This is a genomic window from Pseudomonas sp. HD6422, assembly GCF_025377065.1.
In the GTDB taxonomy this organism is placed as follows: domain Bacteria; phylum Pseudomonadota; class Gammaproteobacteria; order Pseudomonadales; family Pseudomonadaceae; genus Aquipseudomonas; species Aquipseudomonas putida_U.
Map to the genome: position 1 here is coordinate 35,400 of NZ_JAHWIW010000013.1, position 12,965 is coordinate 48,364.

13 protein-coding genes are annotated in these 12,965 nt (G+C 64.1%); 9 read left to right on the forward strand and 4 right to left on the reverse strand.

Going from position 1 to position 12,965, the window contains the following annotated elements; genetic code table 11:
* Positions 1 to 2 precede the first annotated feature (2 nt).
* The gene (locus KY379_RS11515) at positions 3 to 329 is read right to left on the reverse strand and encodes a DUF1820 family protein (RefSeq protein ID WP_133330226.1); all 327 of its coding nucleotides are present in this window, start codon (positions 327 to 329) and stop codon (positions 3 to 5) included.
* Positions 330 to 513: 184 nt separating this feature from the next.
* Here KY379_RS11515 and KY379_RS11520 point away from each other — a divergent pair, with 184 nt between their 5' ends.
* The 4 genes from KY379_RS11520 to lnt are packed head-to-tail and all read left to right on the forward strand — an operon-like array spanning position 514 to position 4,371.
* Positions 514 to 1,512 (forward strand): PhoH family protein, encoded by a 999-nt coding sequence (locus KY379_RS11520; RefSeq protein WP_133330224.1) that lies wholly within the window; start codon positions 514 to 516, stop codon positions 1,510 to 1,512.
* Positions 1,505 to 1,978, forward strand: coding sequence for an rRNA maturation RNase YbeY (ybeY, locus tag KY379_RS11525; protein WP_261240143.1), 474 nt, complete (start codon positions 1,505 to 1,507; stop codon positions 1,976 to 1,978). Before KY379_RS11520 ends, ybeY begins: the two co-directional genes overlap by 8 nt.
* 27 nt (positions 1,979 to 2,005) lie before the next feature.
* Positions 2,006 to 2,845 (forward strand): HlyC/CorC family transporter, encoded by an 840-nt coding sequence (locus tag KY379_RS11530; RefSeq protein ID WP_201173128.1) that lies wholly within the window; start codon positions 2,006 to 2,008, stop codon positions 2,843 to 2,845.
* 8 nt (positions 2,846 to 2,853) lie between these two features.
* Entirely contained in the window at positions 2,854 to 4,371 is a 1,518-nt protein-coding gene (lnt, locus tag KY379_RS11535; RefSeq protein ID WP_261240016.1) for an apolipoprotein N-acyltransferase, read from the forward strand.
* Between the two features lie 35 nt (positions 4,372 to 4,406).
* Here lnt and KY379_RS11540 read toward each other — a convergent pair whose 3' ends face one another.
* A complete protein-coding gene (locus tag KY379_RS11540) occupies positions 4,407 to 5,168 on the reverse strand; it encodes a YdcF family protein (protein WP_133330218.1) in 762 nt (253 codons plus the stop codon).
* 128 nt (positions 5,169 to 5,296) lie between these two features.
* A complete protein-coding gene (locus KY379_RS11545; protein WP_133330217.1) occupies positions 5,297 to 5,611 on the reverse strand; it encodes a hypothetical protein in 315 nt (104 codons plus the stop codon).
* Between the two features lie 226 nt (positions 5,612 to 5,837).
* Between KY379_RS11545 and leuS the strand changes: the two genes are divergently transcribed.
* From leuS to KY379_RS11570, 5 genes are all read left to right on the forward strand, one after another.
* Entirely contained in the window at positions 5,838 to 8,444 is a 2,607-nt protein-coding gene (gene leuS, locus KY379_RS11550; RefSeq protein WP_261240026.1) for a leucine--tRNA ligase, read from the forward strand.
* A 60-nt stretch (positions 8,445 to 8,504) separates the two neighbouring features.
* A complete protein-coding gene (gene lptE, locus KY379_RS11555; RefSeq protein ID WP_196171949.1) occupies positions 8,505 to 9,110 on the forward strand; it encodes an LPS assembly lipoprotein LptE in 606 nt (201 codons plus the stop codon).
* A gap of 38 nt (positions 9,111 to 9,148) precedes the next feature.
* A complete protein-coding gene (holA, locus tag KY379_RS11560; protein WP_133330212.1) occupies positions 9,149 to 10,186 on the forward strand; it encodes a DNA polymerase III subunit delta in 1,038 nt (345 codons plus the stop codon).
* Between the two features lie 186 nt (positions 10,187 to 10,372).
* Positions 10,373 to 10,537, forward strand: coding sequence for an alternative ribosome rescue factor ArfA (arfA, locus tag KY379_RS11565; protein WP_016489355.1), 165 nt, complete (start codon positions 10,373 to 10,375; stop codon positions 10,535 to 10,537).
* A 60-nt stretch (positions 10,538 to 10,597) separates the two neighbouring features.
* The gene (locus tag KY379_RS11570; protein ID WP_261240049.1) at positions 10,598 to 11,914 is read left to right on the forward strand and encodes a lytic murein transglycosylase; all 1,317 of its coding nucleotides are present in this window, start codon (positions 10,598 to 10,600) and stop codon (positions 11,912 to 11,914) included.
* Between the two features lie 87 nt (positions 11,915 to 12,001).
* Here the strand turns inward: KY379_RS11570 and KY379_RS11575 are convergent, their stop codons facing one another.
* Complete coding sequence (locus KY379_RS11575; RefSeq protein WP_261240050.1) at positions 12,002 to 12,940, reverse strand: LD-carboxypeptidase; 939 nt, start codon at positions 12,938 to 12,940, stop codon at positions 12,002 to 12,004.
* Positions 12,941 to 12,965 lie beyond the last annotated feature (25 nt).

Here is a 12,965-nt window from a genome sequence, read left to right on the forward strand (position 1 = left end):
CCTTACCTCTCCGGCATCGGCATCGGGAACGGCATCACGTTGCCCCCGCCTTTGGCCTCGCTGATCTTCGCCGTGCCCAGCCGCTCCACTTCGTCGATGCGCACGATCGAATGCATCGGCACGAAACTGCGGATCACGCCCTCGAATTGGGTCTTGAGCTTTTCCTCGCTCGGATCGACGACCACCTGGGTGCGCTCACCGAAAACGAATTCCTCGATTTCCAGAAAGCCCCACAGGTCGCTCTGGTAGATCTGCTTGGCGTACATCTCGAAGACCTGACCCTGATTGAGGAAGATCACTTTATAGATGGCGGGTTCGCGTTTGCTCATGTTCGGCGGAATAACACATGCGTAAGAAAAGTCGCGCATGATACCTGCTCCGGCCCGTTCGCGGGCAAGTCGGGGTGCCGGAACACGCCGCACAGACCCTTGATCGTATCAGTGCTTTCGCCACTGCCCTTCTAGGGTTATTCTTGAGTTCACATTCATTGCCGTCGAGCGGCCAAAAAAGACCTTGAACGCACCCATACAACCTCATCGCTTCATCCTCGAGCCCTTCGAGGCCAACCGTTTCGCCAACTTGTGCGGCCAGTTCGACGAGCACCTGCGCCTGATCGAACAACGCCTGGCCATCGAGATCCGCAACCGCGGCAATCAGTTCGAACTGATCGGCGAACCCAAGACCACCTCCGCCGCCGAGCAGCTGCTACGCCGCCTCTACCGTGAGGCCAAGGCCACCGAGCTGTCCCCGGAAACCGTGCACCTGTACCTGCAGGAGTCCACGGTCGAGAACATCGACAACCCGGCGGTCAACGAAGTCAGCGTGTCGCTGCGCACGCGCAAGGGCAATATCCGCCCGCGTGGCGTCAACCAGCAGCGCTACGTCAAGGAAATCCTGGCCAACGACATCAACTTCGGTATCGGCCCGGCCGGCACCGGCAAGACGTACCTGGCCGTGGCCTGCGCCGTCGATGCCCTGGAGCGCGAGCAGGTGCGCCGCATCCTGCTGGTGCGCCCGGCGGTGGAAGCGGGCGAAAAGCTCGGCTTCCTGCCCGGCGATCTGGCCCAGAAGATCGACCCGTACCTGCGCCCGCTGTACGACGCCCTTTACGAAATGCTCGGCTTCGAGCACGTGGCCAAGCTGATCGAGCGCCAGGTGATCGAAATCGCCCCGCTGGCGTACATGCGCGGCCGCACCCTGAACAACAGCTTCATCATCCTCGACGAGAGCCAGAACACCACGCTCGAGCAGATGAAGATGTTCCTCACCCGCATTGGTTTCGGCTCCACCGCGGTGATCACCGGCGACATCACCCAGGTCGACCTGCCGCGTGGCACCAAGTCCGGTCTGGCCCACGTGATCGAGGTGCTCAAGGACGTACCGGGCATCAGCTTCACCCACTTCCAGCCCAAGGACGTGGTGCGTCATCCGCTGGTGCAGCGCATCGTCGAAGCCTACGACCGCTTCGACGCCCGCCAGACCAAGCCCGAGGTCAATGGCAAAGATGCTTGAACTCGATCTGCAACGGGCCACGGATGCCGTCGCCCCGGATGACGACGCCTTCCGCCGTTGGTGCGCGCTTGCCTTGCGCCAGCGCAGCGCCGACTCGGAAATGACCATCCGCCTGGTCGACGAAGCCGAAGGACGTGAGCTCAACCATACCTATCGGCACAAGGACTACGCGACCAACGTGTTGTCGTTCCCGGCCGACGTGCCCGACGAACTGCTCGATATCCCGCTGCTCGGCGACCTGGTGATCTGCGTCCCGGTGGTCGAACGTGAAGCGGCCGAGCAAGGCAAGGCGCTGGAGGCCCACTGGGCGCACCTGGTGATCCACGGCTGCCTGCACCTGCTGGGCTACGACCACATCGAAGACGACGAGGCCGAGGAAATGGAAGCGCTGGAACGGCAATTGCTTGCCGAACTGGGGCATCCCGACCCCTATGCCGAAGACGAATCAGATTCCCTTACACACTGAACACTGCAAGGATCACGAGTAACCGCCATGAGCGAAGACCGATCGAGCAACGGGCAAAAGTCCTGGCTGGGTAAACTGACCCAGGCTTTTGCCCATGAGCCGAAAAACCGCCAGGAGCTCCTCGAGCTGCTGCGCGAAGCCCATCAGAACAAGCTGCTCGACAGCGAAGCGCTGACCATCGTCGAAGGCGCCATCCAGGTCGCCGACCTGCAGGTGCGCGACATCATGGTCCCACGCTCGCAGATGATCAGCATCAAGGCCCACCAGTCGCCTCGCGAATTCCTGCCGGCAGTGATCGACGCCGCGCACTCGCGCTATCCGGTGATCGGCGAGAGCCACGACGATGTGCTCGGTATCCTGCTCGCCAAGGACCTGCTGCCGCTGATCCTCAAGGAGAACGGCGACAGCTTCAACATCAAGGATCTGCTGCGCCCAGCCACCTTCGTGCCCGAGTCCAAGCGCCTGAACGTGCTGCTGCGCGAGTTCCGCGCCAACCACAACCATATGGCCATCGTCATCGACGAATACGGTGGCGTGGCCGGCCTGGTCACCATCGAAGACGTGCTGGAGCAGATCGTCGGCGACATCGAGGACGAGCATGACGTCGAGGAAGACAGCTACATCAAGCCGCTGCCCAGCGGCGACTTCCTGGTCAAGGCGCTCACCCCGATCGAGAACTTCAACGAGTTCTTCGATAGTGAATTCTCCGACGATGAGTTCGACACCGTCGGCGGCCTGGTGATGAGCGCCTTCGGTCACCTGCCCAAGCGTAACGAGACCACCGAGATCGGCGCCTACAAGTTCCGTATTCTCAACGCCGACAGCCGGCGGATACACTTGCTGCGCCTGACCCCGATCACCCGCTAAGGACAATCATGCGTTGGATCACCCGCCCCGGCTGGCCCGGTAACCTGCTGGCCGTGGCGGCCGGCGCTTCCACCCTCCTGGCCCTGGCGCCGTTCGACATCTGGCCGCTGGCCATCCTGTCGATCGCCCTGTTCTACCTCGGCCTGCGCGAGCTCAGTCCGCGCCAGGCCATGGGCCGCGGCTGGTGCTTCGGCTTCGGCCTGTATGGCGCTGGCACCTGGTGGATCTACGTCAGCATGAACACCTACGGCGGCGCCTCGCCGCTGCTGGCGATCCTCTTGTTGCTGGCGTTCTTCGCCGCTCTGGCCTGGTTCTTCGCCCTGCCCGCCTGGTTGTGGGCGCGCTGGTTGCGGCGTAACGAAGCCCCCCTTGCCGACGCCCTGTGCTTCGCCGCCCTGTGGCTGCTGCAAGAGGCCTTCCGGGGCTGGTTCCTCACCGGATTCCCCTGGCTCTACGCCGGTTACAGCCAGCTCGACGGGCCATTGGCCGGTCTGGCGCCGCTGGGTGGCGTGTGGCTGGTGTCCTTTGCCCTGGCGCTGAGCGCGGCACTGTTGTGCAACCTGCATCGGCTGCGTGTACGCCCCTCGTTCCTGGCCGTCGGCGTGGTGTTGTTGCTGGCACCTTGGGTAACGGGGCTGGCACTCAAGGACCACGCCTGGACCAAACCAGCCGGCGAACCGCTCAAGGTTGCGGCGTTGCAGGGCAATGTCGCCCAGGACCTGAAGTGGGACCCGGCGCACATCGATGCGCAGCTGGCGCTGTACCGCGACATGAGCTTCAGCTCCAAGCCGGTCGACCTGCTGGTGTGGCCGGAAACCGCCGTGCCGGTGCTCAAGGACCAGGCTCAGGGCTATATCGATGTGATGGGCCGATTCGCTGCCGACCGCCATTCGGCGCTGATCACCGGAGTGCCGGTGCGCGAGGTGGTGCATCACCAGCGTCGCTACTACAACGGCATCACGGTCACAGGCGAGGGCGACGGCACCTACCTCAAGCAGAAACTGGTGCCATTCGGTGAGTACGTGCCGCTGCAGGACATGCTGCGTGGCCTGATCGAGTTCTTCAACCTGCCGATGTCGGACTTCGCCCGTGGCCCCGAGGACCAGCCGCTGCTACAGGCCAAGGGCTACCAGATAGCCCCGTACATCTGCTACGAAGTGGTCTATCCGGAGTTCGCCGCCGGCCTGGCGGCACGCAGCGACCTGCTGCTGACGATCAGCAACGATACCTGGTTCGGTACCTCCATCGGCCCGCTGCAGCACTTGCAGATGGCGCAAATGCGGGCACTGGAGGCCGGCCGCTGGATGATCCGCGCCACCAACAACGGCGTGACCGCGCTGATCGACCCGTTCGGGCGGATCACCGCGCAGGTGCCCCAGTTCCAGCGAGCGGTGCTGTATGGCGAGGTGGTACCGATGCAGCAACTGACGCCGTACCTGCATTGGCGTTCGTGGCCACTGGCGATCGTCTGCGTGTTGCTGTTCGGCTGGGCGCTGGCGGCTGGGCGGATTGCCAAGACCGTCTGAGGTGCCACTCGGGGCGGTTCGGCGCCCCGACAACCTCAATAGAACAGCCGGTACCCCACCAATCCCACCGCTTCGTTGAGCAACTGCCCGCTCTGCCACATCGCCCGACTCTCGGGCAGCAACCCCGCGAAGGGCCGGGCATGGTCGCCACCGAGGAACCCCATCGGCGCCGGCACCACCTCGAACCCGGCACGCTCGAAACTCCAGCGTGAGCGCTGCATGTGCCAGGATTGGGTCACCAACACCACTCGGCGAATGCCCAAGGGTTGCAGGATCCGGGCGCTGAACTGGGCGTTCTCCCAGGTGGTGCGGCTGGCCTCTTCCTTCCACTTCACCTCGACACCGAAATCCTCTTTCAGGCGATCGGCCATCAACTGCGCCTCGCTGGGCGGCGTGCCGTAATGCAGCCCACCACTGATCAGTAATGGCAGGCCGCTGGCCTTGGCCAGTCGCGCGGCAAAGCGCATGCGCTCCAGGGCCGTGGCAGTCGGCTGGTCGTCGCCGCCCCAGGCCATGTCGCCCCGCTCACGGCCAGCGCCCAAGACGACGATGGCCTGGGCCTGTTCGGCCAGCCCGGACCACGCCGTCAGCGGCAATGGTGGCTCGGTTTCCAGCAGTCGTGCCGACTCCTGCACCACCCATGGCAGGCTCATCAGCCACAGGCCACCCAAGCCCAGGGCAAAACACAGTGCTGCCAGCCGTGGCCGCCGCGTGCGCAGCCACCACGCGGCGAGCAGCAGCAGAAACAGCAGGCCGGGCGGCAACAACCATTGTTTGATGAAAAATCGAATCGGCATCTACACACCTCCATGGAAGGCGTGCAGCCTAAGAGGAACGGCGCCGGGCAACAAGTCGTCGCCGGCGCCGATCGTGAGCAGTGCATTGAAGTCCCGGGGCGCGATGGCCTGCGCCAGGTGCTGAACGGCTAGCGATGCGGCAGCGTCCTGGATCTCGCCGTGCTGGCGGGGCGTCTCTTGTCCTTGAGCCAGATGATCTTTGCCGAGGTCGGTTCCGCTTGCGGGTAAGCACCGGCACAGGCATTGCGGCGTTCCGGGAGCGAATCCAGGTAGGCCTTGATCACTTCGAACTCTGCGTGGCTCAGGCCGCGCAACTCCAGCTCGGCTGGCATCTCGTCACGCAATCGCACCGATGTCCGGGCCACTTCCAAGGCCAGGCCAAGACGGTCGATCAGGCGTTCGTAAAGCTCCGGTTTGATTGCGGGTAGCTGCGTCTCTCCCATCCGTTCACCTCATTGAAGATAAGAATATCTCCCCCCAACAGTGAGCTTAGCGTCACTGCGAAAAGCAGCCGGGCGCTGCGACCAGCGGGCATTCGCAATCAGGGTTTCCCACGATGCGCGGCGCTGCTGTATGCTACGGCGTTCACTCTCACGACACCGGAGTGCCGGACGCAGCGAGGTTCCGCTGCCTGGAACAAGGTCTCTTCTCTCTCAGCATAAAGTAGCCATGCACGAACAATACACGCCCCGTGATATCGAAGCCGCCGCCCAGAAGTTCTGGGACGAGCAACAATCGTTCGCTGTTACCGAACAGCCAGGCAAGGACACCTACTACTGCCTGTCGATGTTCCCGTACCCGAGCGGCAAGCTACACATGGGCCACGTGCGCAACTACACCATCGGTGACGTGATCGCCCGCTACCAGCGCATGCTCGGCAAGAACGTCCTGCAGCCGATGGGCTGGGACGCCTTCGGCATGCCGGCGGAAAACGCCGCGATGAAGAACAACGTCGCGCCGGCCAAGTGGACCTACGAAAACATCGACTACATGAAGACCCAGCTCAAGAGCCTGGGCCTGGCCATCGACTGGGCACGTGAAGTCACCACCTGCAAGCCGGACTACTATCGCTGGGAGCAGTGGCTGTTCACCCGCCTGTTCGAAAAAGGCATCATCTATCGCAAGAACGGAACCGTGAACTGGGACCCGGCCGACCAGACCGTGCTCGCCAACGAGCAGGTCATCGACGGCCGCGGCTGGCGTTCCGGCGCGCTGATCGAGAAGCGCGAGATCCCGATGTACTACTTCCGCATCACCGACTACGCCGACGAGCTGCTGGAAAGCCTCGACGAGTTGCCGGGCTGGCCTGAACAGGTCAAGACCATGCAGCGCAACTGGATCGGCAAGTCCCGCGGCATGGAAGTGCAGTTCCCGTTCGACCAGGCCAGCATCGGCCACGAAGGCACGCTGAAGGTCTTCACCACCCGTCCTGACACCCTGATGGGTGCCACCTATGTCGCCGTTGCCGCCGAACACCCGCTGGCCACGCAGGCCGCGCAGGGCAACCCGGCGCTGCAGGCGTTCATCGACGAGTGCAAGAGCGGTAGCGTGGCCGAGGCCGACATGGCCACCCAGGAGAAGAAGGGCATGCCCACTTCCCTGTTCGTCCAGCACCCGCTGACCGGCGAGAAGCTGCCGGTTTGGGTGGCCAACTACGTGCTGATGCACTACGGCGATGGCGCCGTGATGGCCGTACCGGCCCACGACGAGCGTGACTTCGAGTTCGCCCACAAGTACAACCTGCCGGTCAAGGCCGTGGTCCGCACCAGTGCCGGCGATGAAGTCGGCAGCGAGTGGCTGGCGGCTTATGGCGAGCACGGCCAACTGATCAATTCCGGCGAGTTCGACGGCCTGGACTTCGCCGGTGCCTTCGACGCCATCGAAGCGGCCCTGATCCGCAAGGAGCTTGGCAAGTCGCGTACCCAGTTCCGCCTGCGCGACTGGGGCATCAGCCGCCAGCGCTACTGGGGCTGCCCGATCCCGATCATCCACTGCCCGTCCTGTGGCGACGTACCGGTGCCGGAAGACCAGCTGCCGGTCACCCTGCCGGAGAACGTGGTACCGGATGGTGCCGGTTCGCCGCTGGCGCGCATGCCCGAATTCTACGAATGCACCTGCCCGAAATGCGGCGCCGCGGCCAAGCGCGAAACCGACACCATGGACACCTTCGTCGAGTCGTCCTGGTACTTCGCCCGCTACGCCTCGCCCAACTACGAAGGCGGCATGGTCGACCCGAAAGCCGCCAACCACTGGCTGCCGGTCGATCAGTACATCGGCGGTATCGAACACGCCATCCTGCACCTGCTGTACGCACGCTTCTTCCACAAGCTGATGCGTGACGAAGGCCTGGTGACCTCCAACGAGCCGTTCAAGAACCTGCTGACCCAGGGCATGGTGGTCGCCGAGACTTACTACCGCGTGGCCAGCAACGGCGGCAAGGACTGGTTCAACCCCGCCGACGTCGAAGTCGAGCGCGATGCCAAGGCCAAGATCATCGGCGCCCGCCTGAAGACCGACGGCCAGCCGGTGGAAATCGGCGGCACCGAGAAGATGTCGAAGTCGAAGAACAACGGCGTCGACCCGCAATCGATGATCGACCAGTACGGTGCCGACACCTGCCGTCTGTTCATGATGTTCGCCTCGCCGCCCGACATGAGCCTGGAATGGTCCGACTCCGGCGTCGAAGGCGCAAGCCGCTTCCTGCGCCGCGTCTGGCGTCTGGCCCAGGCCCATGTCGGCCAGGGTCTGCCGGGCAAACTGGACGTCGCCGCCCTGGATGACGCGCAGAAGGTCATCCGTCGCGCCATTCATGCCGCGATCAAGCAGGCCAGCACCGACGTGGGTCAGTTCCACAAATTCAACACCGCCATCGCCCAGGTGATGACCGTGATGAACGTGCTGGAAAAAGCCCCGCAAGCTACCGCACAGGACCGCGCCCTGCTGCAGGAAGGCCTGGAGGCCGTGACCTTGCTGCTGGCGCCGATCACCCCGCACATCTCCCACGAGCTGTGGCAGCAACTGGGCCACACCGAGGCAGTCATCGACGCGGCCTGGCCGCTGGTCGACGAGAGCGCCCTGGTGCAAGACACCGTCACCCTGGTGGTGCAGGTCAACGGCAAGCTGCGCGGCCAGGTGGAAATGCCGGCCGCCGCGAGCCGCGAGGAAATCGAAGCCGCCGCCCGCAGCAACGAGAATGTCCTGCGCTTCATCGATGGCCTGACCATCCGCAAGGTCATCGTAGTGCCGGGCAAGCTGGTCAACATCGTCGCCAACTGATGGCAACGCCCGCCCGCAGACCTGCGGGCGGGCGGAACAGGCTCAAGAGGGAGCAACAACATGATCAAACGCAATCTGCTGGTGATCGGCCTGGCCGTCGTGCTCAGCGCCTGCGGTTTCCAGCTGCGCGGCACCGGCACCACCGAACTCAGCCTGAAGGAAATGGACGTCAGCGCACGTAACGCCTATGGCGATACCGTCAAACAGCTGCGCGAAGTCCTCGAGCGCAGCGGCGTCAAGCTGACCACCGCCGCACCCTACCGCCTGGTCCTGACCAACGAGAAGGAATCCCAGCGCGCCGCGACCTACAGCGCCGGCAGCCGCTCTACCGAGTATGAGCTGACCACCGAACTGGACTACAGCATCCTCGGCCTGAACAACCTGGAGCTGCTCAGCGACAAGCTGGAAGTGCGCAAGGTCTATGTGCATGACGGCGACAACATCACCGGTTCCGACCAGGAAGCCACCCAGGCCCGCGAAGAAATGCGGCGCGACCTGGTGCAAGCCATGGTCGTGCGCCTGCAGATGCTGACCCCGGCCCAGCTCGACCAACTGCAGCAGGAAGCCGACGCCCGTGCCAAAGCCCAGGCCGAAGCCCTGGAAGCTGCACGTCGTCAGCAGGATGAAACCCCGCAACAATCGCCCATGGAAGTCCCGGCCAACTGAGCCGCTGCGGGGCACTTAGGTGCCCCGCTCTTATCCCCATGAAGCTCGCTCCCGCCCAACTCAACAAACACCTGCAAGGCAACCTGGCCCCTGTCTACGTGGTCAGCGGCGACGACCCGTTGCTGTGCCAGGAGGCCGCCGACGCCATTCGCAATGCGGCTCGTCAGCAAGGTTTCGATGAACGCCAGGTGTTCAGCGCCGACGCCAACTTCGATTGGGGCACGCTGCTGCAGGCCGGCAATAGCCTGTCGCTGTTCGCCCAACGCCGGCTCTTGGAGCTGCGCCTGCCCTCGGGCAAGCCTGGCGACAAGGGTGGCGCGGCGCTGATGGAGTATTGCGCCAACCCCGCCGAGGACACCCTGCTGCTGGTCAGCCTGCCCAAGCTCGATGGTAGCGCGCAGAAGACCAAGTGGGGCAAGGCCTTGATCGAAGGCGCACACTGCCAGTTCATTCAGATCTGGCCGGTGGACGCCCAGCAATTGCCGCAGTGGATCAACCAACGCCTGTCACAGGCAGGGTTGTCGGCCCAGCGTGACGCGGTCGACCTGATCGCCGCGCGGGTCGAAGGCAACCTGCTGGCTGCCGCGCAGGAAATCGAAAAGCTCAAGCTGCTCGCCGAAGGCAACCAGATCACCGTTGAAACGGTGCAGTCTGCCGTAGCCGATAGCGCCCGCTTCGATGTCTTCGGGCTGGTCGATGCCATTCTCAATGGCGAGGCGGCACATGCCCTGCGCATGCTCGAGGGGCTGCGCGGCGAAGGCGTCGAGCCGCCGGTGATTCTCTGGGCACTGGCCCGCGAGTTGCGCCTGCTGGCCGGCCTGGCCCAACAGTTCAGCCAAGGCGTGCCTTTGGACAAAGCCTTCAGCCAGGCCCGCCCGCCGGTCTGGGACAAGCGCCGGCCCCTGGTCAGCAAAGCCCTGCAGCGCCTCTCGGCGCGGCGCTGGGCCCAACTGCTGCAGGATGCCCAGCGTATCGACGCGCAGATCAAGGGCCAGGCCGAGGGTTCGCCGTGGACCGGGTTGGCGCGGCTGGCACTGTTGATGGCTGGGCAGCGGCTGACGCTGCCGCCGGAGTGATGGCGTTGGCGGCTCTGGATTAGCGGTGGTTATGAGATCGAGCGCCGCGCGGGCGGCGCTCGATCTCATAACCTCCACAAATTTCGCGACAAGCACCACACTCTTGCCCCATAAGCAGAATCAATTGGCCCACCCCCGCCCAAGCCCCTAAAGTGCCCCCGACACCAACCCCCATGGGAACCCACCATGAGCAAAAAGCCGAAAAAGCACGGCCCCAACAAGGCCAAGTCCATCGTCGCCCAACCCTTGTTCCGCTGCCGTCAGGAACGACCGGACAAGGGCAAAGGCAGCTACCGCCGCGAAGCCTTCCAATCGAGAGATTGGGAGGCTTCTTACTTTTTGGCGGCATGAAAGCATCGTAAGCGCAGGCATGATATGGTCATCACCTGACCTGTATTTCTGGATCTGTGCATGCTCCTCAGTCTTCTCCCTCGCTGGGAATCCCGCCAGCTGATCGCAGCTTCGAGCTTCATCCTGCTTGTCGCCTGCGCAGAAAAACCCACGGCGGCCGATGCCCTGCCCCTGGCGCCCGCCCAGCCCGCCCCCGTCGTGAACCTGCCCAGCAGCACCCCTGACACCAGCACCGAAATCCAACCGCTGCAAACCTTCGCCCAATGGCAAGCCGGGTTCCGCCAGCAGGCCCTGCAGGCCGGTATCACGGCGAGCCTGTTCGACCGAGCGTTTCTCGGCGTCACACCCGACATAGACGTGATCAAGGCCGATCGTAGCCAACCCGAATTCACCCGCCCGGTCTGGGAATACCTCGACGGCGCCTTGTCGCCACTACGGGTGCGCAAAGGCAAGCGCCTGCTGGAAGAAAACGCCGAGTTGCTCACCCGCATCGAGCAGCGCTACGGCGTAGACCGCCAGGTACTGGTCGCGGTCTGGGGCATGGAAAGCAACTTCGGCCAGTTCCAGGGCAACAAGTCGGTGATCCGCTCGCTGGCCACCCTGGCCTACGAAGGGCGCCGTCCCCAGTTCGCCCAGGACCAACTGATCGCGGCCCTGCAGATCCTCCAGCACGGCGATATCCAGCCCGACGCCATGCGCGGCTCGTGGGCCGGGGCCATGGGCCAGACCCAGTTCATCCCGACCACCTACAACACCCATGCGGTCGACTTCGATGGCGACGGTCGCCGCGATATCTGGAACAGCACGCCAGACGCCCTGGCCTCGACCGCGCACTATCTGCAGAGCTCGGGCTGGAAGCGTGGCCAACCCTGGGGCTTCGAGGTACAGGTGCCGTCGGGGTTCGACTACTGGCAGGCTGACGGTACCTCGCGCAAGCCGGTCAATGAATGGCTGCAGATGGGCGTGAAACTGCCTGCTGGCACTCAGCTACCGGCCGGCAGCAACCAGCTGCCCGCCGCCCTGTTGTTGCCTGCCGGAGCCCGCGGCCCGGCGTTCCTGGTGCTGGACAATTTCCGCAGCATTCTCAAGTACAACAACTCGTCTTCATACGCCATGGCCGTGGGCTTGCTCGGCGACCGTTTCTCGGGGTGGGGTTTCATTGCCGGCAGTTGGCCGAAGGAAGACCTGCCGCTGAGCCGTAGCGAGCGCATGGAACTGCAGAACCTGCTCAACGCCAATGGTCATGATGCGGGCAATGCCGATGGCATCATCGGCGCGAACACCCGCAAGGCCATCCGCAACGCCCAGCAAGCCCTGGGCTGGCCGGCTGATGGATATCCGACGCACAAACTGCTCGAGAGCCTGCGCCGACAGTGACGCCCCAATCGCCGGCAACCTGGCTCCTGCACATCACCTGCAGGCGCTGGCTTGCCGGCGATGGGCTGCTTTGCAGCCCCGGCCATCTCAAACTGCGAACAAATCCTGCTGCAACACCAGCTGTTGCTTCTCACTGTCCAACAGCACCCGAGCCCCCAGCGGCAGGCACACGTTCGGGTCGCAATGCCCACTGCGCCACCCCGCCAGCACCGGCACGCCCAACGGGCCGAATATCTCCAGCAATAGCGGCGTCAAGGCCGCCACCGTGATCCCGGCAAAGTCGCCTACCAGCACACCCTTCAGGCCCTCGAGTTTGCCCGCCAGGCGCAACTGGGTCAGCAGCCGATCGACACGGTACAGTGGCTCGTTGACGTCCTCGATGAACAGGATCGCCCCTTCGCATTGCAACTCGCCGGTCGTGCCCAGCGTGGCGCCCAGCATCGACAGGTTGCCGCCAAGCAGACGCCCCGTTGCCGTACCCGGCACCACGCAGTTCAAGGGAAACTCGGCGGGATGCGCAATGGCGTCGCCCCGCCGTACATGTCCGCCCAACTGAGCGAACAATGACGACTCGGTCGGCTGCAGCTTCGCCCCCAGCAGGTCGGCATTGAGCATGGCGCCATGAAAGGTCACCAGTCCGGCATGCTGGTTGAATACGTTATGCAGCGCGGTGACGTCGCTGTAGCCGATGAACGGCTTTGGATGGCGGCGAACCAGGTCGAGGTCGAGGCGATCGAGCAGGCGCATACTGCCGTAGCCACCGCGCATGCACAGGATGGCATCGATGGCCGGGTCGGCGAAGGCATCGTGCAGGTCTTGCAGGCGCTGCCCATCGCTGCCGGCCAGGTAGCCTTCGCTGGCACTGACGCTCGGGTACAGCCGGCTCCGATAACCACGCTCGGCAAACCATTGCTGGGCCTTCTGCACGTCCAGCCGTGCCGGGCCGGCGGGTGCCACCACGGCAAAACAGGCTGCCGCCGGCAACGCCTTGGGCAAGCAGGATTCAGTGGATTCGGCGCAGTTCATCTGCGACTCCTTGCAACCATCGTTC

Coding starts and splice junctions, on each gene's coding strand:
- KY379_RS11515 (WP_133330226.1), bottom strand. CDS start 329: ATGAGCAAACGCGAACCCGCCATCTATAAAGTGATCTTCCTCAATCAG.
- ybeY (WP_261240143.1), top strand. CDS start 1,505: ATGCTTGAACTCGATCTGCAACGGGCCACGGATGCCGTCGCCCCGGAT.
- KY379_RS11530 (WP_201173128.1), top strand. CDS start 2,006: ATGAGCGAAGACCGATCGAGCAACGGGCAAAAGTCCTGGCTGGGTAAA.
- lnt (WP_261240016.1), top strand. CDS start 2,854: ATGCGTTGGATCACCCGCCCCGGCTGGCCCGGTAACCTGCTGGCCGTG.
- KY379_RS11540 (WP_133330218.1), bottom strand. CDS start 5,168: ATGCCGATTCGATTTTTCATCAAACAATGGTTGTTGCCGCCCGGCCTG.
- KY379_RS11545 (WP_133330217.1), bottom strand. CDS start 5,611: ATGGGAGAGACGCAGCTACCCGCAATCAAACCGGAGCTTTACGAACGC.
- leuS (WP_261240026.1), top strand. CDS start 5,838: ATGCACGAACAATACACGCCCCGTGATATCGAAGCCGCCGCCCAGAAG.
- lptE (WP_196171949.1), top strand. CDS start 8,505: ATGATCAAACGCAATCTGCTGGTGATCGGCCTGGCCGTCGTGCTCAGC.
- holA (WP_133330212.1), top strand. CDS start 9,149: ATGAAGCTCGCTCCCGCCCAACTCAACAAACACCTGCAAGGCAACCTG.
- arfA (WP_016489355.1), top strand. CDS start 10,373: ATGAGCAAAAAGCCGAAAAAGCACGGCCCCAACAAGGCCAAGTCCATC.
- KY379_RS11570 (WP_261240049.1), top strand. CDS start 10,598: ATGCTCCTCAGTCTTCTCCCTCGCTGGGAATCCCGCCAGCTGATCGCA.
- KY379_RS11575 (WP_261240050.1), bottom strand. CDS start 12,940: ATGAACTGCGCCGAATCCACTGAATCCTGCTTGCCCAAGGCGTTGCCG.